Genomic DNA, 25658 nt, shown 5'->3' on the forward strand with positions numbered 1-25658 from the left:
TTCTGCCGAGTTGAAATAAGTATATCAAAAAGATTGTTTTAACAATTTCAGTTTAAATAATATTTTTATAGAAAAGATTAACTATCAATTTGTTTATCAATTATTAATGGATTTTATTGATTTTAAAAGGAATTATATATTTAATTATTGTTAAAAACATTAAGTTATAAATAAATATAGCTAAAAATGATTAAACAAAAAAGCACTAGTCATGATTAACTAGTACTTGATATTACATAAATCGTTGGATCTTAAATTTACTTTTTATCAGACATTGATTTCTGATACATTCGCTCGTTATGCCATTCAGTCAAACTAATCAACACTGACATCGACATTGGCAAAGCAATTACTAAAATAACTAAACCAATAATAACTGCTAATGCAACTTGAATCAACGTCGTGACACCAGACGGCATTAATGCTGCAAACGTTCCACTTAAAATTATTGCTGCAGAAATGACAACCGGTCCAATAACCTTTGCTGAATCTAACATTCGATCCTTGAGATCTGGAATTTCTTTTGCATCCTTAAAGTGGATCATCAGGAAAATACTATAATCTACACCAAGAGCAATTAACATAATGAAACTAAAGAATGGTGTATTCCAGCTTAAAAGTGCATCGCCTAAAACTGCTTTAGAAATAACTCGTGCCAGCCACAGAGAAGATACATAAGTAAGGATCAACGTTGTGATAATTGTCATTGGCTGCAAAATTGATTCTGTAACTACCATTAATGCAAGACCAATTCCAATAATCATAATTGCTGCAGTTCTAATAAAATCACTGTTAGCAAGATTTCTTAAATCGTTATTTTGAGATGTTTGACCACTGATCGCAATTTTAGCATCTTTCAATTCACCATGCTTAACCTTAGCATCGAGATCTTTCTGTAGATCAATTAACTGTTGTGAGGCTTTCTCAGAGGTTGGATTTCCTTTAAAGATTACCATCATTTTAGTAATCTTTCGATCATCGCTCATATAAGCATCAAGAGCAGGTTTAAAATCCTTACCGTTGATCATATTCTTTGGAATATAGAAAGATTTACCCATATAAGATTTCTGCAGTGGAACCAAATAATCTTGCATTTGATCGCTTCCCTTGATTAGTTGGTCAAGTCCTTTATTAGCAGAAGTCAATCCATTTTGTAATTCTGTAACCTTCGAAGCCATGCCTTTAAGTTGGTTATTTAAAGTCTGAACACCATCATTAACTTGATTAGTTCCGTTAGCCGCGGTTTGAGCCCCACTTGAAAGCTGACTTCCATTAGATGCTAATTGACTTGTTCCATTACTTAACTGATTTACTCCACTAGTAAGTGCGGGAACTTTACTATCCAACTGTCCAACACCGCCAGAAAGCATTGATGAACCATTAGAAAGCTTTTCAACTGAACTCTGTAATTGACTAATTTGATTCTTAATAACAGCTGCTTGCTGCGGATTTTCACCGCCAATTGCTGCTAAAATCTGATTGGCCTGACTTGAGAAAGTGTTGACACCTTGTTTAAGCTGGCTCATACCTTGAGCTAATTTTTGAGAATTAGTATTTAACTGCCCGACACCGTTATTTAAAGCCGGAACCTTATTTTGAACTTGCTCTAATCCATTTGCAATTCCCGTAGAACCTTGATTGAGCTGTGCTGTAGAAGTTTGAAGTTTAGTAAGTTCTTCTTTTATTGTCGCTGCTTGTTTAGGATCTTGGGCTTCAATCTGCGGCAACAACTGGGTTAACTGTTGAACTAAACTATCAATACCTTGTTTTAACTGGCCCATGCCCCCTGCTAATTGCTTAGAATTGGTATTCAATTGGTCAATTCCTGTAGTGAGTGCTGGAAAATTACCTTGCAGCTGACCGATGCCGCCTGATAACTGACTCGATCCAGTAGATAATTGATTTACTGAACTATTTAAAGTGTTCAAATTTTTCTTGATTTCAGCAGCGTTTAAGTTGCCAGCTGAATCTAATAATTTGTTGGCTTGACCAACAAAGTTATTAACACCCTGTTTTAGCTGTCCCATTCCATTAGCAAGCTGTTGTGAACTTGAACTTAATTGTCCAACACCACTTGAAAGAGTTGGCAGTTGACTGCTTAAAGTATGTGCTCCATCATTAACCCTCGAAACACCAGACGTATATTGATCAACGCCACTCGCAAGTTGTTTAGTTCCTGATTCCAACTGACTTGTTCCATCAGCTAGTTGTTGAACTTTATCGATACTTCCATTTATATCAACTGCAGACATTTGTTTGTTGGCATCATTAAGACCTGATTGAATTTTCTTCAATCCCTTTTTAGAGGTGTCAATTCCCTCATTGATCGTCTTTAACTGATCTCTTAAATATAATTGTTTTACTTTACTTCCACCTGGCTGAGTTGCAGAATTTACTGATTTAATACCAGGTTCTTTTTGAAGATATTGAGTTAAATCATCAATTGCTGCTAGACTTGCCTGAGTATTTAGCTTCTTATCACTTTCAATAAAAATTGTCGCCGGGGCAGACATCCCTTTGCCGAAATGATCTTGAATCACTACATACCCTTTTTTAGCTGGATAATCATTTGGAACTTCATCAGCGTTATTAAAATTTAAATGGGTATTTAAATTCACAATTCCAGGTAAGGCAACAATGATTAAAACTCCAAGAATAATCACTGGTTGAGCAAGACTTGCTTTAGATAAGCCATGCCAAAGTGGACTTTCTTTAACTCCATTTTTAATCTTACTTGGCCAAAACATTTTGGCACCGAGCGTTGTCATGAAGAAGAAATTCAACGTCAACAAGACTGCCAGTAAAACGAGAACTCCAACGGCAACTCCAACGGCGCTTCGATAGAATGAAAATTTAGCTAGAGCCAAAACTGAGAAACCAATTAAAACTGAAACTCCACTATAAAGGACAGTTCTACCTCCATGCTTCAAAGCAACTCTAGTTGACTCCTCAGGCGATAATCCATCCGACAGTGCTTGTTTAAAGTAATTGTACAGTAGAATATTGTAATCAGTCCCAATCCCAAATAGAACAACAACCATAAATACTTGCGTAAAGTTAGAAATTGGAAAATCAAATTTTTCTGCCAAATTCATGACGATACTTAATGAAGTTATAAACGCTACCCCTACATTAAGTAATGAGATAATTGGAACAATTGGTGAATGGAAAACAATTACTAAAACGATAAAGATAAAAACAATTGCTATAACTTCGGTTTTTTGAATCCCTTTTTCAGCAACCGTATCAAAATCACTATTAATTGCATCAATACCAGTAACATAGTTATCTAAACCGGTTATTTTAAGCTTGTTCTGTAATTTATCTACTTGTTTAGTAACAGACTGATTCGTCTTAACAGTAATTTGAGCTAACTGAGTTGTTTTATCTTTAGAAATCAACTGCTTTCTAGTTTGAGCATTATCATTAGGACCCATAATGTTGGTAACCGAAATATCTTTACTGCTCTTTAAATCAGATAATTTGTCTTTAATCTGATCACTTTGATCAGCTGTTATTTTTTTATTGCGATTAAAAACTGCAATATAAGTACGAACAGATTTATTGCCGTTCGACTTTTTTTCAATTTGTTCTGCTTGCTGACTTTCGACGTTACTTGGGAGTTTGATTGCTCCTTTTTCACGAGTCAACTGTGAGACATTAGGCATCATAATTAATGCTGCTGCCACAATTATGATCCAGATAATTAAGGCTGGAACATGTTTCTTCATAAACTTGGACATTTTTTCCTCCAAAAAAGAATTGAAAGCGTTTCATCAACTGTTAAAAAATTGACAGTTGTAAAATTACAAAGAATATCCTAAAATGGTTTTGGTTTAGATACAAGTGGCAAATTATCTATAACAGTCTAACTTTTTACAAATTATTAAAAAGTGTATAAATTTCGGAGGGAAAATGAAATATACTTCAGCTAAAGGTCAGTCTTTGGGAGTTCAACGAACCCTTAAAGCATTTGAAGATGCGATGTTTTTGCTGCTCAGTAAAGAAGCATTTGAAAAAATTTCAGTTAGCGAAATTTGTGAAGAAGCAATGTATCCGCGAGCAACTTTTTATAATTACTTCGATGATAAATACGACCTTTTAGACTATTGCTGGAATTCAATTAGTCAAAATATTCACTTAGATCAGATTGATTCACATCACGTTCGACACTCTTTTTTCAAAGTTTTCGATCAAATTTATGAACTTTTTTCCTCATACCAAACAATTCTATTAGGCATTGTAAAAAACAATCCACTAAACAGCAGATTGGTACAAAATTTTATTAATCATTTTTCAAAAATTCTTGAACACGTACTAAACGAGACCATTGGTAAACAAAATACAATAGTTCCGATCGAAATTCTTGCTCAGCAATATAGTAACTCTGCTTTGATTATTTTACGTTGGATTTTTTTAGAACGTCATAAAACATCGTTGGAGGAAGCGCATAAATACTTGACCATCTTAGTTGATCGAAACATTCTACCAGCATAATTTTTAAGAGGACAAAAAAGGTAAAAACGAAACCACTAAAGATTTTGTTTTTACCTTTTTTAATTAAATCGATTTTTATTTTTGAAATCGTCCAAAGAAAGATGTCAGATTTCTCATCACTGATTCTTGAGCAACTGCAAACACTGCTGCTAACATTACACACTGATAAGAAATCGAATTAATTGCAAATAAATAATGGAAGAAATATGCGCAGGCAATTAAGCCGATAATTGACCCGTAGAATACAAAGTTTCGATAACCATTCATCGGTTTACAAATTTCAAATAAAAGCATAAAACCAGCTAGGGAAAGCAAAAACGTACTTGCAACACTTACATCAGTTGACTTAATCGAGAATACCATTCCAAAAATCACCAAAGAAGCGATTGCCAAAAACGATGTGATTGCAGCCGGTAACGATTTTAAAAACGTAACCCGGATAAAACGTCCATGCTGCTTCTTATCATTTGCTTCAAAAGCTAAAGCAAATGCAGGAATTCCGATGTTAAACATTGAAATCAAAGAAATTTGTGAAGGCTGGAGCGGATATGAAATCACTCCAATAATTGCAAAAATTGCCAAAAGCATCGAGAAAATATTTTTATATAAGAATAAGGTGGCCGAGCGCGTCAAATTATTAATGTCTCTTCGTCCTTCAGAAATTATTTCCTTCATATGCGAAAAATCTGAGTCTAGCAAAACCACTTGAGCAGATTGTTTTGCCGCATCACTTCCTGAACCAATTGCAATTGAACAATTAGCCTCTTTCATTGCTAAAATATCATTAACCCCATCCCCAGTCATTGCTACTCTTTGACCATTAGCTTTGATGGCCTTTACAATTTCTCGCTTTTGATCGGGCTTTACTCGACCAAAGACGGAGTAATTATTAATTGCATCCCGCAAATCTTCTTTTGTTTTCAAAGTAGTTGCATCGATATATTTCTCAGCACCTGGAATTTCCACCATTTTTGCTATCTTCGAAACCGTTATTGGATTATCTCCCGAAATGACCATCACTTTCACTTCTTGTTCGGCAAAATATTTAAATGTTTCTTTCGCATTTGGTCTAATTCCATTGGCAATACTGATAAAAAGAAGTGCTTTGTTATTCTCGTTTTCTTCTTTTGCAAAAACTAAAACTCGCTCACCTTTGGCAGCATGATTATCAATATTAACTAAATCTTTAGAATTTTGATGATCTCCTAAAACAAATTCAGGTGCACCTAAAAAGTAATGTGCATCAGCAGTTTCGATCTCTGAATACTTAAGTTTCGAAGAAAAAGGAATAACATTAACTGTGTCTAATTTCTGCCCATCCGGGTAATATTTCTTTAAAGCTTGCGCTGTAATATTATTATCCGGCGATGTCGCAACGTATGATGCCAGTAAATTTTTTGAATTTTTAACTTCATCAGGAGTTGCACCCACTGGATCAAAAATTTCAGTTACATTCATTTTATTATCAGTAATGGTTCCAGTTTTATCGACACAAAGCACGTCAACGCGAGCTAGAGTTTCGGTGCTGCGCATATCGTGCAAAAGAACTTGATGTTTTGCAAGTCTAGCTGCAGATAATGCCAATGCCACCGTTACCAATAGATATAATCCTTCTGGAATCATCCCGATTAAAGCCCCGACCATCGAAACAATTACGTTGTTAAAGGCCTCGTGTTTAAGGAAGATGCCTTCAAAGAACAAAATTAAACCGATTGGAATAATCGCAATTCCGGCAATTTTAACGATTAAATTAATGTCACCGACCATTTCGGAAGGCTTTTCTTTAACTTCTTTTGCTTTAGCCTGCAGTTTAGCAATGTAAGAGTCTTCTCCGACGGCTGTTAAACGAGCTCGACAATTTCCCGATACAACAAAGCTCCCTGACATTAAGTGAGTACCATGAATTTTTTCAATTTCATCTGATTCTCCTGTTAAAAGAGCCTCATTAACCGAAATTTTACCTTCTACTACTTCAGCATCTGCGGGAATTTGTTGTCCACTTGCAAGAAAAATTACATCGTCACGTAATAATTCACCTCTTACAACTTCTTCTTTATTACCATTTCGTAAAACCTGATATTTAGCTTCTGAAATTAGTGAAAGTTTATCAAGAATTCTCTTAGCTTTTAACTGCTGATAAATTCCAATTAATGTATTGGCAATAACAATTGGTAGAAAAGTTAAATTTCGATATGAACCAGCCACGATCAAAAGAACTGAAATACCAAGAAAGATTGCATTAAAGTACGTAAAAATGTTTTTGGCAATAATTGCCATTACACCATCATTTTTCTTCTTCATAAATTGCTCCTTTATAATGGCTTATTAATGTTGTTATTCAGTATCATAGAAATAATTATTTAAGTCAATGAACATTCCTGAAATTTAATAAAATAAAAAGCGGAATGACACCGCTTAAGTTATTTGTAACCTCGTTCATACTCTCGAATAGTTGCAATCGCATCTTCTAAGCTAAGACAAATTTTGATATTTCCTATGCCCTTGGCTCCTAAATATTGACTGCTCCATTCTCGATTTTCTTCACTTTGCCCTTCTGTATAAATTAATCGTTCTCCAACATCTGTTTCCTTGATATCCGTAATTTTAGTACTAAGAAGATCGTACTCATAAGGCTCGAATCCCCAAGGAATAATGATCCAAAGTCTCTGTCCTAATTTTAAAGGTGTATTTTTATCTGCCATAGTATCAAACCCCTCTCAACATTTACAATAACTAAGTTGATTATACCGCTAAAGTAACCGTATTCACCTTAAGATCTTAAATTATTTCAAAATGTTTTAGCCGTCGGTCTTTAATTACTAAGTAATTATTCTCTACTGCCATTTTAAATACGAATGCCCCTTCAAATAATTCATTTAAATCTTCAATTACTGGCTCACATTTTTTTATCATCGTTTCATACTCAGATGGAATTCTTGAAATCATATACGAAGATGAAACTAGACTATCAAAAGTTCGCCGATAAAAATTTTGAGCATAATATTTACTGGGATCCGGATCAACAGAATAAATATCATTATTCAAAATCGGTTTATATCTCTCGATCAAATGATCAATTGCTTGCTGCTGAATTTTAATTGGTTTCTTTTTTAAATAGTATTCATCATACATTCTTTTTTACCTCCTAAAGAACATTTGTTCTATTTTAACATAAATAATTATTCCTTGAAATAAAGACGCTTACTTGCTAAAATAGGTCTATACCAATTAAATAACAAGGAGTACTCAAATGGACGTAAAAATTGTTTCATCTCAAGAAGAAGGCGCACAAATCGCATTAAAAATTTTTCAAGACCAGCTTGCTAAAAATAATGCTTCAGTTTTTGGATTAGCTACTGGAAGTTCACCAATTGCTTTTTATGAAGCAGCTGTCAATAGCGATATTGACTTTACTAAAGCTACATCAATTAACCTTGATGAATATGTCGGGCTCGATGGCAATAATGACCAAAGCTACATTTACTTTATGAAATCTAATTTATTTGATAAAAAACCTTTTAAAGTTAACTACTTACCGAATGGAATGGCAAAAGATCTTGCTGCTGAAACTAAAAGGTATGACCAGATCATTGACGACAATCCAATTGATCTTCAAATTTTAGGAATTGGCCGCAATGGACACATCGGATTCAATGAACCGGGTACTCCATTCGACATTACCACTCATGTTGTAGATCTCACCCCTTCAACCATTGAAGCAAACGCTCGTTTCTTTGAAAATAAGGATGCTGTTCCTCGTCAAGCAATCTCAATGGGAATCGGCAGCATCATGAAATCTAAGAAAATTATTCTTTTTGCTTACGGCGAATCAAAGGCTCAAGCAATTAAAGACACTATTGAAGGCAGTGTTACTACCCACGTTCCAGCTTCAGTTCTTCAAAATCATAATGATGTAACAGTCATTATTGACCAGGCGGCAGCAAGTTTATTAAAAAACAAATAATAAAAATAAACCTTAAGTACCATCTTTTTAAAATATGATTATGATATGATTATGTAATTCAAAGGAGAAAACAATGAGCTATCTCGAATTACACGACATTCATAAATCATATTTTTTAGTTAAAGAGGAATTTCCAGTTTTAAAAGGTATCTCTCTCAATTTTGATCGCGGAGAATTTGTTTCAATCCTCGGTGAATCTGGCGGTGGAAAATCAACCCTGATGAATATTATTGGGGGCCTTGATCATAACTATCAGGGAGATGTAGTAATTGATGGAAAGTCACTTAAAGATGCGACCGAAAACCAAATGGATGCGTATCGGCGTGATACGATTGGTTTTATTTTTCAAAACTTTAACCTGATTGGTCATCTTTCAGTTTTGGATAATGTTTTAAGCAGTCTCGATATGACTTCACTAAGTCACAGTGAGCGGGAAAACAGAGCCAAAGAACTTTTAAACGAAGTGGGACTATCTGAACATATCCATAAACTCCCAGGACAATTATCCGGCGGACAGAAGCAACGTGTCGCAATTGCGCGTGCTTTAGCCAGTGATCCTTCAATCATTATTGCTGATGAACCAACCGGAGCCCTTGATTCTAAAAACACGCAGGACGTTCTTGATATTCTTCAAAGTATTGCCAAAAATGGCAAATTAGTTATTGTGGTAACTCACAGTGAGACTGTTGCTAAGTTTGGAACACGAATTGTTCACTTGACTGATGGTAAGATCGATCAAGATCAGCATCTTAAAGCCCCCTACCCTGTTGTTGACGATAAAAAAGCTTTTAAATCGAGAAGTTTGCCTTGGCTTGATAGTTACAAAAATGCCTTTAAACATTTGATGTTCCATTTTGGACGTAATTTTCTAATTATCTTGGGAACAGCGATAGGTTTATTTTCAGTCATGTTTTTCTTAGGTCTTGGTCACGGTGCAACTAAGTATATGAATAAAACCGTTGACTCGCTGGCTAATCCGCGCGTTTTACAAGTCTCTAAACATCTTAGCAATAATAATACTAGCGATTTAGCAAATATGAAGTTGACCGATAAGCAATTAAATACGCTTAAGAAACTTGATCACGTTAAAAAAGTCGAAAAAAGCTATTATGTAGAAACATTCTCAATTCAAATTGGTCAAAAAAACTACAGCAGCCAAATCCTGCAAAGTAAAAACAGTAGTTTTCGCAGTGACAGCATTAAACCTGGTAAATTACCGGGGAAAAATGAAATAGTTGTTGATAAAAGTTCAATTGCTCAAGGTTGGAGTAAAAAGAACTGGAAGAAAATCGTCGGCAAACCAGTTACTCTCCATTTAAATGTAATTGATTCTCACGGTCAGCCGAAAGTACTTACTAAAACTTTAACTGTCAGCGGTGTTTCTCAAGCAATGAGTTCAGTTTCTTACGATACTATAGGTGAGATGTTCAAAAGTAATGGAATGAAATTTGAACCTAATTACGCAACAATTGTCGTTGACAATGTCAATAACGTTAAAAATGTAAAGAATAAAATTCGCGAACTGAAAAACAGCAAAGGCAAAAGGCTTTATAATCTCCTCGGAGTTGGGGTGATTTTGGATAATATTACGCAAATTACTTCAATTGTGACCTTTGTTCTGGCACTGATTGCTGGAATTTCACTTCTTGTGAGTGCATTAATGATTATTGTTTCAATGTATATGTCAGTTACCGAGAGGACCAAAGAGATTGGAATTTTACGTGCAATTGGTCAAAGGAAGAAAGACATCCGGCGCCTCTTCACTTCCGAATCACTTTTTATCGGAATTTTTGCAGCAATTCTAGGACTCGTAATGTCATTCATTCTACAAATACTAGTTAACAATGCAACTTATGGAATGATTAAATACCGAGGAATTATTTCAATCACTACTGGCAATATAATATTCGCTTTTGTCATTGCTATCATCATCTCGCTTTTAGCTGCGTTCTTCCCAAGTCGACGAGCCGCACGACTTGATCCAATCGAAAGCTTAGCTAATGAATAAAATTGTGACCTCAGTTAAGTGCTGAGGTCTTTTTTATGTTAAAGTACAAGATCATTTATTGAAAATTCAAATACTTTTTTCATCATTCAGAAATTTATTTCTTTCGAACTCAAACTAAAGACCATTGTTATCCTTTAATCATGAAACATTATCATTGTCTTCACCCTACAAATTGAGTAAAATCAAAACCATGAAAAGAACAAGTTTAATTGAGCTAACTAATATGTGCAGAATCACTAATGAGCACGGCGAAGTTCTTGTAGAGGACCGTGTTAAACAAGATTGGCCGGGAATTACTTTTCCAGGTGGTCACGTGGAGTCTGGAGAATCTTTAAACGACTCAATGATTCGAGAAATTAAAGAAGAAACCGTACTTACAATTTATGAGCCCAAACTGTGTGGAGTTTGTAACTATCTTCGCGGTGACGAACGCCTAATTGTTTTATTATACGAAACTTCTAAATTTTCTGGTCAAATTAAATCTTCTAGTGAAGGCAAAATCTTTTGGGTTAACGAAGATCAGTTATTAAATCAAAACATCACTCAAGGCTTCAGCCAAATTTATCAAGTTTTCAAAAATCCTGAGCTTTCTGAACTGTTTTGTCTGACAATTGACGGTAATGGTTCTCACTACTAAAAGGAGAAAATATGAGTCGCGCAACACCAATTGAATTAACTAACATGTGTATGATTACTAATGAAAAGGGCGAGGTTCTCGTCGAAGACCGGCTGAACCCAGAATGGCCGGGTATTACTTTTCCGGGGGGTCATGTTGAAATGGGTGAATCCTTAAATGATGCGATGATTCGAGAAATCAAAGAAGAAACCGGACTTACGATTTTTGAACCAAAGCTCTGTGGGGTTAAGGACTGGTTTCAAGGTGATGAGAGATACATTGTTTTACTGTATCGTACTAAGAAGTTTTCTGGTGAGATCAAATCATCAGATGAAGGAAAAATCTTTTGGCTCGAACCTAAAAAACTCCCCCAACAAAAACTAGCCGGTGGCGATTTTATGGATATGTATGAAGTTTTTATAAATCCCAAAGTATCTGAAATGTTTTATCCAGATGATACTTTAAAAAGTATCTTGTACTAAGATTGACTAAAATGGTCAATCTTTTTTGTTTAATTATTAATGCAAAATAAAAACCGATATCCCCTTTTACAAGAATACCGGTCACGCTCAATCTATGATCAACCGCTTAAAAGTTTCCAAGCGGTGATCGCATTGAACGTATCTGACTTTCGTCGTTCAATCGATCACCTCCTTTCCTAATATCTGCCTGTATATTAATCCCATTGTACATAAAAGTCAACAATTTCTTAAATGATTATTTTTGATCGTTTTTGATTGCTTTTGCACTTATTAAATGATAAAATTCTTTCCGGAAAGGAGCGCTAGTGTTAAAAGAAGAACGTCATAAAAAGATTATTTCTTTATTAAAAGAAAAAAAGATTCTTAGCACCATCGAAGTTGCCAATCTTCTTCATTCTAGTGTAGCGACCGTCAGACGTGATTTTTCCTATTTAGAAAATAAAGGAGAAATAGTCCGAGTTCACGGTGGATGCCAGCTTGTAAAAATGAGTAATGAAGAATTTAGTTTTTCTGACAAACTAACGTATAACATTAAAAGTAAGAAAAAAATTGGTCAAATTGCTGCATCATTTGTAGAAAATCAAACTTCGATTTACCTCGATGCCGGGACTACTACCCTGCAGATGATCGATTTTCTACCCAAAAATGTTGAAGTAATTACCAATTCAGTTCACATTGCTCTTAAAAGTCTTGAAGAAAACCTAAAAACAATTTTGTTAGGCGGACACATCAAGAAATCAACTGACGCAATGATTGGTTCAATTACTTTAAACCAAATCAAACAATTTCATTTCAATTTTTCTTTTATTGGAATCAATGGAGTGAGCGAAAAATTTGGTTACACTACGCCTGATCCAGAAGAAAGCAACATTAAACAACAGGTCTTAAAGCAAAGCGAACAGTCTTACTTTTTAGCTGATAAAAGTAAAACCGGTAAATCTTTTTTAATTAAAGTTGCTGAATTATCGTCCTATCCATTAATTACGGAGAATTCCTCCAAGATGAATAAAAAGGAGTAGAAATGATCTACACTATTACAGCTAATCCTTCAATGGATTACGTGTTAAGTCTTGAACAAATAAATTTGGGAGAAATAAATCGCACTGGTAATACTTATATGTTTGCTGGCGGAAAGGGAATCAATGTTTCAAGAATTTTAGGAAATCTTGATTTAGACTCAGTTGCCTTAGGATTTATTGGCGGCCCCGCTGGTGAATTTATTGAAAATCAAATGAACGAATCAGCTCTCAACAATAAATTTACCAGAATCAAAGACGATACCCGGATTAACGTTAAAATTAAAGCCCAACAAGAAACGGAAATTAATGGTCTCGGTCCCAAAATTACTAAAGAAGAAAAAGAAGAATTTATGAGTAATTTTGCAGTGCTGACTTCAGATGACATTGTCGTTGCTGCTGGTTCAGTTCCACCAGCACTAGGCGAAGACTTTTACCAAGAAGTTGTCAAAACGGTCTGTGATCATCAGGCTAAATTTGTTGTTGATACTACTGGACAGGCATTAATCGATATTTTGCCCTACCATCCTCTTCTAGTAAAGCCCAATCGTGAAGAACTCTCAGAAATGTTCAACGTTAAATTAGATAATCTAAATGACATTGTTCATTACGGAAGAGAACTTTTAAACAAAGGTGCTCAACACGTGATTGTCTCAATGGGTGGCGACGGTGCAGTTTTAATTACCCCCGACAAGGTCTACCACTCGATTCCAATCAAAATTACCATTAAAAACTCAGTTGGTGCAGGAGACTCAATGGTCGCCGGTTTTGTAGGTAAATATCATCAAACTAATGATGCTCTTGAATCATTTAGGTTAGGTGTTGCTTGTGGATCTGCAACCGCTGCTTCAGAGGATCTAGCACAGGCTCCGTTGATTAAAGAAATGCTTGAAAAAGCTGAAATAAACGAAATTTAGGAGGAATTCATGAATATTATTGATCTTTTAGATCCGAATGTAATGATTATGGATCTTAAAGCTAAAAATAAATCTGAAGCTATTGACGAAATGGCCGCTTCAATGGAAAAAGGCGGGATTGTCAACAATGTTGAGCAATTTAAGGAAGGAATTTGGAAGCGCGAAAAACAAACATCAACTGGTTTAGGTGAAGGAATTGCAATGCCTCACACCAAAAATTCTGCCGTTAACAAAGCAACTGTGCTTTTTGCCAAAAGTAATGATGGAATTGATTATGAAGCTTTAGACGGTCAGCCTGTTTATGTCTTCTTTATGATTGCAGCTCCTGAGGGTGCTAATGACACTCACTTGCAGGCTTTAGCATCCTTATCACGTTATTTAATGAAAGATGGTTTTGTTAGTGAACTTCGTAAAACTAACACTCCCCAAGACGTGATCGATTTATTTAAAAACACTAAAATCGATGACGAAGAAGAAGAGGAAGAGCCTTCAATTGAAACAAGCAGCGACGAAAATCGTCCTTATCTGGTAGCTGTTACTGCTTGTACTACTGGAATTGCTCACACTTATATGGCAGAAGAAGCTCTGAAAAAAGAAGCTGCCAAAGAAAACATTGATATCAAAGTTGAAACCAATGGTGCAAGTGGTGTTGAACATCGATTAACTCCTGCTGAAATTAAAAAAGCAGTCGGAGTTATTGTCGCAGCTGATAAAAAAGTCGAGATGGATCGTTTCGACGGAAAACATTTGGTTCAAAAACCAGTAGCTGCTGGAATTCGGGAACCCGAAAACCTTATTGCTGAAGCTTTAAGCGGCAATGCTCCAATTTTTCACGGTGCTAATAATAGCGGCAATAATTCAGCTAACGATGGTGAAAAGAAAACAGTCGGAGGTGCATTTTATCAGCATTTAATGAGTGGTGTTTCAGCAATGCTGCCATTCGTTATCGGTGGTGGTATTGCAATTGCTCTTGCTTTTCTAATCGATCAGACCATGGGAGTTCCCCAAAATGCTCTTTCACAATTGGGTACGTATCATCCATTAGCTGCCTTCTTTAAACAAATTGGTAATTCTGCTTTTAACTTTATGTTACCTGTTCTGGCGGGTTATATTGCCTATTCAATTGCAGAAAAGCCTGGGCTAGTAGCCGGATTTGTAGCTGGATCACTAGCGGCTAGCGGTTATAATTTAACAAACGTTGGATTAGATCCAAAACATGCGACGATCCCTTCAGGTTTCTTAGGTGCTTTAGTTGGTGGTTTTATTGCTGGTGGATTAATGATCCTTTTAAAGAAATGGTTCAAAGGCGCACCCCGCTCAATTGAAGGAATTATCTCAATTTTAGTTTACCCAGTTCTTGGTGTAATCCTAACTGGATTTATTATGCTGGTGATTAACATTCCAATGGGCTGGATCAATCAAGGAATAAATGGATTCCTTACAAGCTTAACTGGCGCAAATGCAGCAATTCTTGGCCTAATCGTCGGTGGAATGATGGCAGTCGACATGGGTGGTCCTTTCAACAAAGCTGCATACGTCTTCGGAACCGCTACACTTGCTAGTACCGTTGCCAGTGGTGGAAGTGTTGCAATGGCTTCTGTCATGGCCGGTGGGATGACACCCCCACTTGCAATCTTTGTTGCATCTCTTCTATTTAAAAACAAATTTACTAAACAAGAACGTGAAGCTGGTTTAACAAATATCGTTATGGGACTTTCATTTATTACCGAAGGAGCAATCCCATTTGCCGCTAGTGACCCTGCCAGAGCGATCCCTTCATTTGTTATTGGATCTGCAGTAACTGGTGGGTTAGTCGGAATGTCAGGAATTAAACTTTTGGCTCCGCACGGTGGAATTTTCGTTATTGCTTTAACTACTAATCCACTTCTATACATATTATATATTGCAATTGGTGCTGTTATTTCTGGTGTAATTCTAGGAATGCTGAGAAAACCAGTTACTGAAGAATAATTTTAAAGGGCATTGGAATTTAATTCCTTGCCCTTTTTTGTTGGTTCAAGTATGATCTAGTTAAAAAGGAGGATCAATGATAAGTCTAATTTTAGTCTCTCACGGTGATTTAGCTGCTGGAGTTAAGAATGCTGCTGACATTATTTTCGGCAAAGAAAAAGATGTTGTAACGATAAGTTATACTCCCGAGATTGGTCCATCTGATTTAAAAGAAAAACTTGAACATGAACTTAAAAATTTGATAAATTCAAATGGATTCCTTTTCATGGCCGATATCTTTGGCGGAGCTCCTTATAATGTTGCAGCAGAAATTGTAATTGAAGATCCTAAGAATCGCTCTTTATTATCTGGTTTGAATCTTTCAATGCTGCTTGAAGCGTACTCTGCCCGTTTATCTTATCGAGATCCCAACAAATTAGCTGATTATTTAATTGACATCAGCAAAATGGATATTAAGAAATTTGACCCTTCGATTAGAGCAAGAATATAGTATGAACTATGAATAAAATAAACAACATAAAATTACCAAATACAAAGGAAACATCAAATTATAATGATAAAATGAACGGTTACTCTCAAGAGAACTCGAGCGATAACTCTCAGTTTTATCGTTTCAAAGATACCAGCAGAATAAATACCAAAGCTCATAAAAGATTTTATCTCCATTGGGAATTCTGGATAATTTTAATTTTAGCCATATTAAGCGTTGCTCCTATCGGGTCAAAAACAAATTTAAATTGGAGTTTTGGCAGTTCAAAAACTTCTAAAAGCGATTCTTCTTCAAAAGATGATTCTTCATTGGAAGATGTAATTAAAGAAGTAAAAAATTTTGCTGACGATGGAATGTCCGAACACGAAACCTATAAATTTTTAACCGGAGATTCTTTTAACTATCGTAAGGAAACTGTTAAAAAAGCCATCAAGGAAGCTAATATTGACTGGAATCAAGTAGCATTAAAATCTGCGAATAACTATCTGGGAGATACTTCTGCAAAATCTAAGGATGGAATTTATAAACTACTGACTTTTAAAGATGGATCTAAATTCACGTCATCCCAAGCAAAGTACGCAGTTGAACATATCAAGGCTGATTGGAATAAGATGGCTCTAAAGTGTGCCCAAAATTATGTTAAGCTGGATTCCTTTTCTGATTCAGAAAAAGGGCTCTACAATCTTTTAAGTTCAAAAAAGTATGAAGGATTTACTTCTTCGCAGGCAAATTATGCCATAAAGCATGTTAAAGTGGACTGGAACAAATTAGCTTTACAAAAAGCGCGTGAATATCAAAATATAACTCATTCAGCTAAAGAAACAAAAAAATGGATGATGGATGACAGAGAACCATTTTCAGATCAGCAAATTGAATATGCAATCTCGCATTTAAAATGAGAAGTCGTAGGTCAAAATGCGGCTTTTTTATTTTGCATTACATATTGAATATTTTCCATTAAAAGTGCTATCGTTATTAATATAGTTCTTTTAAATCAAAGATATTGGGGATTATTTAACAATGTATCAACGTCCAAAAAAGAAAAAAAATGATTATTCTTTTATTATTATCACGATTATTGCTGCACTCGCAGTAATTGTTCTTTTACTTGCGATCAAATTGAAAACAGTTCAACATCAAAACGCTGAAGAAGCTTCTAGTTCAAGAACGGCAGAATCTTTAAGCCGAATTAAGTCTTCGTCATCTTCATCTTCAAAGAGCTCATCGAGCAGTTCACAAGCAGCAAGCAGCAGCTCTCAGCCTAAAGAAGAAAAAGTTAATCCAGCTAAAACTCCAACCTCGGTTGAAGTAACTGATCTCTCTCAGTACGATTATATGAACGGTATCTATAAAACAGCAGAAAACGCAGAATGCACTTTAAATTTTGACCAAAAAAGATTCACTTCTGAATCTCCTGGCAAACAACAAGTATATTATTTTGATAAAGTAATGCGTCATCCTGATCAAAGCATCGTAATTAATGTGAGTGGTGATTATCATTACAACGCATATGATGGAAACGGAGACAAGTTCATGAAAATGTATCAAAGCATTTTACTGGCTCCTCCGGGTAATACAATTAGAAAAAATTGGCAAACAGGTGATGAAATAAACGATGTAACTAATAAATCAGTGGCCAGATTTTCAATTGCCGGATCAAATGATAACGGGAAAACATTTAACATGACTCCAGCTTATAAAGATTTTGAAACAAATGGTTATTCCTCACAAAACTATGGTTCTCATATATTCACTTACAATGGTAAAGGCAATTAAAGAAGAACAATAAAATGTACAGAAGACCCGAAAAACAACAGAAAAGAAATTTTACTCCGATTGCAATTATCTCAATTATCGTCCTATTAATTGTGATTATTTTTCTTGTCTTTAAATTGAAAAATGATCATAAACAATTGTCCCAACAAAAGTCCCACATTCAATCTTCCAGTGTCATTAAAAAATCGGCAAAATCAGAAAGTAAACCGGATATTAAGTCATCAACGAGCAGTAAAAGTTCTAGTAATAGCTCTTCATCTCAAAAAATTAATTCTTCGCTGCCAAAAACAACTGTTGAAATTACCAATATCAATCATTATGACTATTTAAGCGGACTTTACACTGACTCGCCTGCCGCTGACAATCCTAATCCAAATGTTTTGGATTTCAAAAAGCAAACATTTACATTCAACATAGCTGGTGGAGGTCCTAAAGAGACCTATAATTTTGATAAGGTTTTACTCCATCCGGATGGCAGTCTGGTAATTAACTTTAGTTCCCCTCAGACGAAAACTCACATCAGTATGCTGATTGCTCCGGCAGGAATTAAAGTAAAGAAGAATTGGCAAACTGATAAAGAAATGACTGACGGTACCGATACAAGTAAAAATCGTTTTGCAGTCGTTTTCTCATCAGACGGAAAGACCTATGACATGGAGACTGCATATAAGTTATTTGAAAATAATCCTTCCTATGTATCTCAAGCAGCTTTGTATTATCCAGCAAAAAATAAGCACTAAACTTAACTATGATAGAATGAAACTATCCTCCGTTAAAATATAAGATCCACCTCAGAAAAAAGTTAGAAATTCAAGGAGGATAGAATGAACAAATTCTTACGTTTTACATTTATCATAGCGATGCTTGGAATTGCCGGGGCCGCTATTATTCAAATTTTTATGCCAAAGTTACTGGGAGAAACTTCTCAATACGGATTATCTATTTACTGGCAAAGAGAAATTGGCTTTTGGAATCTCGCTATTCTACCAATATTAATTGGCGTTAATTATAAATACGATTACTTCTTTATTAAAATCGTTGTTTTATCTTTAATTATCGGCGGAATCGGGTTCGGAACTAATCATTTACTGGGATTTCTTGCGAATAATGCTAACTATAGCAATTTAGTTGGATCCATTGAAAATTACGTCTTAGTAATAATGTGGATAATCGGATTAAAAATTGAACAGGATCAACAGATAAACAACTAAATAAATTACAAAAAAGCATCCCATAATCGTTTATTCCAACGATTACGGGATGCTTTTATTTTTATTCTTCTAAAGCCAATCCATTAGTTTCAATAACGCGTTTCATCCAATTATATGATTTCTTTGGAACCCTTTTTAACGTACCATTTCCTAAGTCGTCCATATCAACATAAACAAGACCATAACGTTTTTTCATTTCACCAGTTGATAGTGATACCAGATCAATTGGACCCCACATAGTATATCCAAGACATGGTACATGATCGATGTTTATTGCATCTGCCATTGCTGATAAATGTTCTTTTAAATAATCAATTCGATAATCATCACAAACATATAAATTATCATCAGGCTGATCTATTGCACCCATTCCATTCTCAACAATAAAAATTGGTTTTTGAATTCGATCATAAATTTCATTCATACAATAACGCAGTCCAAGTGGATCAACAGGCCAGCCCCATGGCGTTTCTTTTAAATAAGGATTAGTGGAACCTCCAACGTTAAACCATTTATCACCATCTTTTACAGTATTAGAACGATAATAACTAAAACTAATAAAATCCAGTTGTCCATCCATGAGATCCTTTTTATCATTAGGAGCCATTTCAATATTTTTTACATTATGATGAGACCAAACTTCTGGTGCATAATTAGGATAATATCCTCTGCCCATTATATCGATAAAATACCAATTTTCCCGATGTTCTTGTAGGTGAAAGAACATGTCTTCTGGCTTACATGTTGCTGGATAAATTTCACTCATCGCGTACATTGCTCCAAATTGACTGTCTTTCATCATTTTATGTCCTAGTTGAACGGCTTTTGCAGAAGCAACAAACATGTTGTGAGCAGCTTGATAACGATCTTGACCATTAGACTTTCTAACACCTGTTGGTCCAAACCCCCTGATTGCATTTATTTCATTAAAAGTTAACCAATATTTACAGCGGTCTCCATACCTTTCAAAAAGCGTTTCTGCATATTTTACATAATAATCAATGACTTTACGTGAAGCCCAACCATTATACTTGAGCACTAATTCCATTGGAAGTTCATCATGACAAATCGTAATTAATGGTTGCATCTTATATTTAGCTAGTTCATCAATTACATCATCATAGAATTTCAAACCTTCTTCATTTGGTTTTTCTTCTTCACCTGTTGGAAAAATACGACTCCAACAGATTGAAAAGCGAAATACGTTGAACCCCATTCCCGCCATTAACTTTATATCTTCTTTATATCGATGAAAAAAATCTACAGCTTGATGACTTGGGTAATATTGGTCATCAATAAATATTGGCATTGCTTCATCCGGCACGTCTTCTGCATCAATAAACGAACTTCTAGGATTAATAAGTGAGCCATCTGGCATTTTCATTGTATGATGGCGAGGATGCTCAATTGAACCATTTGTCTCATAGTCATGTGAAAGAAGACCTCTTCCTCCTTCATTAAAACCTCCTTCATATTGAAAATCAGCGGTCGCTCCGCCCCACATAAAGTCTTTTGGTAATTTTTTATTTAACATTTTTTGTTCCTTCCTAATTTATTTTATCGCCAGATTTAACAAAACCTGTCCTCTTTAATTCAATATTTTTATCTTTGTCATCGGTAATTACTAAAATCGTTGTTAAATCATAATTTTCATTCTCCAACTTATCTCGATCGACTTTAACAACGGGTTGCCCTGCTTTTACTTCATCACCTTGGTTTATCAAAACATTGAACCCATTACCTTGAGCTTTAACCGTATCAATTCCAATATGAACGAGTAATTCTACTCCGTCTTTGGTTACCACGCCAAATGCATGTCCAGTCGGAAAAAGCGTCACCAAGGTTCCATTTGCTGGAGAACAAATAAAGTCGTTAGCTAATTTTAAAGCAACTCCATCGCCTAAAGCCTTACTAGCAAATGCTTCATCAGAAACTTGTGAAATATCCATTAAGCTTCCATCTGAAACTGCGACAATATCATCATCAGAATGATTAATACTAACCGGTTTAGTTACAGATTTTGTTTCTTCATCATCTCGATATAATATAAATGTTACGATTGCAGATACTCCTATCGAAACGATAACTCCTACAACCATCGCCCAAATTGTATTTTCAAAAATTGGTAATGAAAGAACATTTGAATATCCCATTAGGTAAGCTCGTGCTCCTAAAAGACTTGCAACTAGACCGCCGGCAAATCCTCCAGCCATAACCCCGTACATTGGCTTTTTTAATTTTAAATTGACACCATATATAGCCGGTTCAGTGACTCCTGCAACGATACACCCAATAGCTAAAGACCAACATTCACTTTTGAATTCTTTGTTTTTTGAACGTAATGCAACGCCGATGTTAGCGCCACCTTCAGACATATTATGAAGAATAAAAGCTGGTCGAATAATGGGATCGTATCCCGGTTTTGAAATCATTTGGGTCATAAATGGAATCAAGGCTGTATGCATGCCAGCCATTACCATCCATGGCAAAGCTGCTGCTAATAGACCTACTGCCAACGGCCCAACTGTTGCATTAAGGAACATAAATACTGCCGCAATTACCTGACCTAGCATATTACCGATTGGTCCAAGAATTAAGAACCCTAAAGATCCCGCAATAAAAATTGTGCCCATTCCTACGAAAATCGATTTAAAAATACCGGGAATTATTTTGTTTAGCCATTTTTCAACATAATAACAAACTAACGCAATAAGAAGTGCTGGAAGAAGAGTAGAACCATAACTCAACGGACGAACACTAATTCCAAATAAAGTAATTGGTTTTGCAGCACTTACCAATGTTAGAAAATTATTATGCAACAGTGAGGCAGTTGCTACCATTGCATAAACAGGAGTAGCACCAAGTTTTGTAGCAGCACCGTAGGCCACAATTATTGGCATAAAGTAAAAAGGCGCATCTGCAATTGCTGAGATTAACTGATAACCCGAGGTTTTTGAAAATGGCTGATTGATGAATGTAACAATCAGCAGAAGAACAACCTTAAGCATGCCACCAGCAATAAGCCCTGGTATTAAAGGTGTAATAGATGATGATATGAAACCTATAATTTTATTGCCTGCATTTTTCCAAGTTAAAGGTTCTTTCCTTGGATGATCTAAATTCTCATCAATCGGATCCGAAGTTTTTAAATTAAATTCTTTAGTTATTTGTTCATAAACTGGCAGTAAATTTTTACCCAAAATAACCATATACTGTTCTCCGGCATAAACTACTCCTAAAACACCAGGCAAATTTTCTAAATCATTTTTATTTGCAAGTGATACATCTTTTAAATTAAATCTTAACCTCGTCATACAGTGAGTTACGACCTCAATATTATCAACACCACCAACATCGTTAACAACATCTTTAGCTAATTTCTCATAATCCATCAAATACCCCCATCTATTTTATCTTTGATAATTTAATCAAATGTTTTTGATAATTTTCACAAAAAATATTCTATCATTTTTTGAAATCGCTAACAACATTTCTGAAATTTTTTTTTAAAAATTTGATAAAATTATTAGTAATAAAATGAATAGGATTCTATATGAATATCATCGAAAGCATTAAAAATCATCATCAAGATTTCTCTAGATCTGAAGTTAAAGTAGAAAATTATATTATTGAACACCCTGAAAGTGTCGAACTCTTTACAATTACTAAATTAGCTGACGAAGCCCACACTTCTACTGGTGCTGTTTTAAGATTCTGCAAAATTCTGGGATACCAGGGTTATAAAGATTTTCGCTTTAACATGATTAACTACATTCATACAATTGGAAAATCAAAAAGAAATGACGATATTATTGATGAATACTTAAATATTTATGAGCGGATACTTAACCAATTACGAAATTGTGATATTCACATAATGGAACAATTGGCTCATGACCTAATTAATAAAAATGTTAATTATATATTAGGAATTCACTATTCTTCATTACCCGCCAAACTTTTAAGTGATGGATTAATCGACCTTGGATATATTTCTTTATTTGCTGACGATTTTATGAAAGCCGAACATTTAACTACAAACTTGAGTGATTCATCAACAATAGTGTTTTATTCGATTGACGGCGCAAAAAAAAATACAGCTCATTTTTTGTCAGGTGTTATCGATGAGCTGCCCTTAAATTCTTATTTAATTACTTTAAATCCCCAAGCTGAATTATCAAAATATTTTTCAAATACGATCACGCTGCCGGGAAATATAAATTCAAAAAAATCAATAATAGATTTACAATCAATTCCTATTATTTACACTGAAATATTACTTAATTTAATTTATGAAAAATCAAATGCCTAAAAATTATAAAATAGAATTTAAGAAATAAATAAAAGATACTTTTAAATATAATTATGCCTATATCACAATTTAATATAAACCAACATCTAACTTGTTAATTTTTGATTTTTAAAGGTACACATGATTAAGCTATCCTCTTATGAGACTTGCCAGAAAATCTTAATGATACAAATTACATTTAGTAATTGTCAGGCGTCCACTATAGGAAGTGTGGACAGTTAGTGAACTTTAAGGGGTATCAGCAATCAAAGTGAACGTTAAACGTCCTTTATAGTTCCCCACTGCAGGGACAGATCTAGGTGCTGATTGATACATGAGCTTCCAATCATAGTCAGATTGATCCTGATAACCAACTCCAGTGCTCGTCCCTTCGAATAATTTAAATGAAGTGTCTAAATGACGCAAACTGTTATTATCCTGAATATAAAGCGGATCTCCCGCAATTACCATACTAGTATCATTATCTTTTGCTAGGCTGCTGGCAGCCACATCTACCTGCCATCTAGCTCCGGTTCTTATGTTACGGCTATCAGTCACGGTTATTCTTTGATTCGTACTCAAATACTGTTCAATATTTACAGATGGAACGTGGCTGCCAAAATCAATTTCACTTGGCACCGTAAATTCTAACTTACCATTTGGATCCCAAACATAAGTGTGAGTGCCACCATTAATTCTTAAATCATCTAAAAGTTCCTGCGCACTTCTAGATACTCCCGTTGGATCATGGACTGAACCTAGGCCAACAACTTCTTGCCATTTTCCATTTCGACAATAATATTCGCCTAATGGATTATCAATATCATTAATTCTTCTCCCTGGCGTTGGATCAATTAAACCAGAATCAGTTGAAGTATAAGTTTTAAAGCTCTTAGGTCCCACTGTTATCTGCCAAAGTTTCGGAGTATTAGATAACATTCCCGTAGTACTATTATAAATTGCTGAAGCATCGAAACTACTAATGTTTAATTTTGTTAAATTGGTACAAGATTTAAACATTTCGCGCATATTTCCAAATTGAGAACCTGGTAACCTCACCTTTCCAATATTGCTAGTATTGAAATTTGTCAGATCAAGAGCTAAAAGTGATGAACAACCCGAAAACATTGAAGACATGTTTAAAACTTGAGTGGTGTTAAAGTGAGATAAATCAATTGACGGTATTGATGAGCAATTAGCAAACATGGAACTCATATCAATTACTTTGTTGGTGTCAAAACTTGTTACATCGAGATTAGAAAGAGAACTACAACCAGAAAACATACCAGCCATATAAATAACATTGCTGGTATTAAAATTTGTCACATCGAGACTTGGTAACAAACTACAACCAGAAAACATATCACGCATACTGGTAACAGTACTAGTATCAAAATTAGTAACATCAAGACTTGGTAACGATAAACAATAGCCAAACATCTGAGTCATATCGGTAACTTTGCTTGTATTGAAATTTGTCACATCAAGACTTGGCAACAAACTACAACCAGAAAACATTTTTTTCATATTAATAACATTACTTGTATTAAAATGCGATACATCAATACTCGTTAATGCACTACAATTAGAAAATGTTTCTTGCATATTAATAACGTTACTTGTATTAAAGTGAGTAAAATCGAGGCTTGATAGTTTTTCACAATTACTAAACATCGACTCCATCGTAGTAAGACTAGAACTATTATCAAAAGTTGATAAATCTACAGAAGTTAATGATGTACAATAGTTGAACATAAAACTCATATCAGTAACTTTAACTGGATTAAAACTAGTAAGGTCAAGCGTTGATAGCGACGAGTTAGAAAACATATAACTCATATTGATCACGTTACTAGTATCAAAATTACTAATATCAAGACTAGTTAATGACGTACAAGAATCGAACATATGACTCATATCAGTAACCTTACTGGTATCAAAGGTATTTAAAGCTATACTTGGTATTGATGAGCAGCCATAAAACATTTTAGACATATCTATAACACTACTTGTATCAAAATTATTCAGATTCAGAGTTGTCAATTTTCTTTGAAAAGAAAACATCTCACTCATATTTTGAACATTAGCCGTACTAAATTTACCGCCTAAGTTAAGATTAGTTAATGAACCAAATACGTTTTTACTAGGAAGGGTATAGTAAACTAAAAACATTTTGGACATATCCCTTACCTTACTGGTATCCCAGTTACTTAAATCTAAATTTGTTAAATTACCGCAATCTCGAAATAATTCAGTCATATTTTGAACATTACTGACATTCCAATTAGATGGGTCCAAAATAGAAAGATTTCTACAACCGTAAAACATTCTGGTCATATCATAAACATTACTGGTATCAAAATGTGTAACATCTATACTACTCGCCACATAACAATTATAAAACATTTCTTTCATTGTT

The 25658-nt window shown here is 34.8% G+C and carries 21 protein-coding genes; 14 read left to right on the forward strand and 7 right to left on the reverse strand.

All coding sequences use genetic code 11. From position 1 onward, the window contains the following. Positions 1-257: 257 nt before the first annotated feature. Positions 258-3743 carry an MMPL family transporter gene (locus tag R8749_RS07460; protein ID WP_425613190.1) on the reverse strand — a complete coding sequence of 1162 codons (3486 nt, stop codon included), beginning with the start codon at positions 3741-3743 and terminating at the stop codon, positions 258-260. A 172-nt stretch (positions 3744-3915) separates the two neighbouring features. On the opposite strand from R8749_RS07460, the gene R8749_RS07465 reads away from it, so the two are divergent. After that, a complete protein-coding gene (locus R8749_RS07465; protein ID WP_317695533.1) occupies positions 3916-4497 on the forward strand; it encodes a TetR/AcrR family transcriptional regulator in 582 nt (193 codons plus the stop codon). A gap of 75 nt (positions 4498-4572) precedes the next feature. Here the strand turns inward: R8749_RS07465 and R8749_RS07470 are convergent, their stop codons facing one another. From R8749_RS07470 to R8749_RS07480, 3 genes are all read right to left on the reverse strand, one after another. Further along, positions 4573-6798 (reverse strand): HAD-IC family P-type ATPase, encoded by a 2226-nt coding sequence (locus R8749_RS07470; RefSeq protein ID WP_317695535.1) that lies wholly within the window; start codon positions 6796-6798, stop codon positions 4573-4575. A gap of 119 nt (positions 6799-6917) precedes the next feature. Further along, a complete protein-coding gene (locus R8749_RS07475; protein WP_317695537.1) occupies positions 6918-7199 on the reverse strand; it encodes a hypothetical protein in 282 nt (93 codons plus the stop codon). A 76-nt stretch (positions 7200-7275) separates the two neighbouring features. After that, a complete protein-coding gene (locus tag R8749_RS07480; protein WP_317695538.1) occupies positions 7276-7629 on the reverse strand; it encodes a hypothetical protein in 354 nt (117 codons plus the stop codon). A gap of 118 nt (positions 7630-7747) precedes the next feature. On the opposite strand from R8749_RS07480, the gene R8749_RS07485 reads away from it, so the two are divergent. The 12 genes from R8749_RS07485 (at position 7748) to R8749_RS07540 (ending at position 18948) form a co-directional block, all read left to right on the forward strand. Further along, on the forward strand, positions 7748-8461 hold the full coding sequence (locus tag R8749_RS07485; protein WP_317695540.1) for a glucosamine-6-phosphate deaminase: 714 nt from the start codon (positions 7748-7750) through the stop codon (positions 8459-8461). A 73-nt stretch (positions 8462-8534) separates the two neighbouring features. Next, on the forward strand, positions 8535-10469 hold the full coding sequence (locus tag R8749_RS07490) for an ABC transporter ATP-binding protein/permease (RefSeq protein WP_317695543.1): 1935 nt from the start codon (positions 8535-8537) through the stop codon (positions 10467-10469). Positions 10470-10659: 190 nt separating this feature from the next. Beyond that, the gene (locus R8749_RS07495; RefSeq protein ID WP_317695546.1) at positions 10660-11106 is read left to right on the forward strand and encodes an 8-oxo-dGTP diphosphatase; all 447 of its coding nucleotides are present in this window, start codon (positions 10660-10662) and stop codon (positions 11104-11106) included. An 11-nt stretch (positions 11107-11117) separates the two neighbouring features. Then, positions 11118-11567: an 8-oxo-dGTP diphosphatase gene (locus R8749_RS07500; RefSeq protein WP_317695548.1), complete on the forward strand. Its 450-nt coding sequence runs from the start codon at positions 11118-11120 to the stop codon at positions 11565-11567. A 305-nt stretch (positions 11568-11872) separates the two neighbouring features. After that, positions 11873-12586, forward strand: coding sequence for a DeoR/GlpR family DNA-binding transcription regulator (locus R8749_RS07505; RefSeq protein WP_317695550.1), 714 nt, complete (start codon positions 11873-11875; stop codon positions 12584-12586). 2 nt (positions 12587-12588) lie between these two features. After that, a complete protein-coding gene (gene pfkB, locus R8749_RS07510; protein WP_317695552.1) occupies positions 12589-13500 on the forward strand; it encodes a 1-phosphofructokinase in 912 nt (303 codons plus the stop codon). Between the two features lie 9 nt (positions 13501-13509). Next, the gene (locus tag R8749_RS07515) at positions 13510-15471 is read left to right on the forward strand and encodes a PTS fructose transporter subunit IIABC (protein ID WP_317695554.1); all 1962 of its coding nucleotides are present in this window, start codon (positions 13510-13512) and stop codon (positions 15469-15471) included. Between the two features lie 76 nt (positions 15472-15547). Beyond that, positions 15548-15961, forward strand: coding sequence for a PTS sugar transporter subunit IIA (locus R8749_RS07520; protein ID WP_317695557.1), 414 nt, complete (start codon positions 15548-15550; stop codon positions 15959-15961). An 8-nt stretch (positions 15962-15969) separates the two neighbouring features. Beyond that, on the forward strand, positions 15970-16860 hold the full coding sequence (locus tag R8749_RS07525; RefSeq protein ID WP_317695559.1) for an Ltp family lipoprotein: 891 nt from the start codon (positions 15970-15972) through the stop codon (positions 16858-16860). A 121-nt stretch (positions 16861-16981) separates the two neighbouring features. Continuing rightward, positions 16982-17737, forward strand: coding sequence for a hypothetical protein (locus R8749_RS07530; protein WP_317695561.1), 756 nt, complete (start codon positions 16982-16984; stop codon positions 17735-17737). A 14-nt stretch (positions 17738-17751) separates the two neighbouring features. After that, positions 17752-18477, forward strand: a complete 726-nt coding sequence (locus R8749_RS07535) for a hypothetical protein (protein WP_317695563.1) — start codon at positions 17752-17754, stop codon at positions 18475-18477. Positions 18478-18561: 84 nt separating this feature from the next. Beyond that, positions 18562-18948: a hypothetical protein gene (locus tag R8749_RS07540; protein ID WP_317695566.1), complete on the forward strand. Its 387-nt coding sequence runs from the start codon at positions 18562-18564 to the stop codon at positions 18946-18948. A gap of 61 nt (positions 18949-19009) precedes the next feature. Here the strand turns inward: R8749_RS07540 and R8749_RS07545 are convergent, their stop codons facing one another. Both R8749_RS07545 and R8749_RS07550 read right to left on the reverse strand, forming a co-directional pair. Next, positions 19010-20482 carry a glycoside hydrolase family 1 protein gene (locus R8749_RS07545; protein ID WP_317695568.1) on the reverse strand — a complete coding sequence of 491 codons (1473 nt, stop codon included), beginning with the start codon at positions 20480-20482 and terminating at the stop codon, positions 19010-19012. Between the two features lie 13 nt (positions 20483-20495). Beyond that, on the reverse strand, positions 20496-22340 hold the full coding sequence (locus tag R8749_RS07550) for a glucose PTS transporter subunit IIA (RefSeq protein WP_317695571.1): 1845 nt from the start codon (positions 22338-22340) through the stop codon (positions 20496-20498). Between the two features lie 161 nt (positions 22341-22501). Here R8749_RS07550 and R8749_RS07555 point away from each other — a divergent pair, with 161 nt between their 5' ends. Then, positions 22502-23260: a MurR/RpiR family transcriptional regulator gene (locus R8749_RS07555; RefSeq protein WP_317695574.1), complete on the forward strand. Its 759-nt coding sequence runs from the start codon at positions 22502-22504 to the stop codon at positions 23258-23260. Positions 23261-23488: 228 nt separating this feature from the next. Here the strand turns inward: R8749_RS07555 and R8749_RS07560 are convergent, their stop codons facing one another. Next, positions 23489-25654 carry a BspA family leucine-rich repeat surface protein gene (locus R8749_RS07560; protein WP_317695576.1) on the reverse strand — a complete coding sequence of 722 codons (2166 nt, stop codon included), beginning with the start codon at positions 25652-25654 and terminating at the stop codon, positions 23489-23491. Between the last annotated feature and the right edge of the window lie 4 nt (positions 25655-25658).

It is taken from the genome of Xylocopilactobacillus apis (assembly GCF_033095965.1).
Lineage (GTDB): Bacteria > Bacillota > Bacilli > Lactobacillales > Lactobacillaceae > Xylocopilactobacillus > Xylocopilactobacillus apis.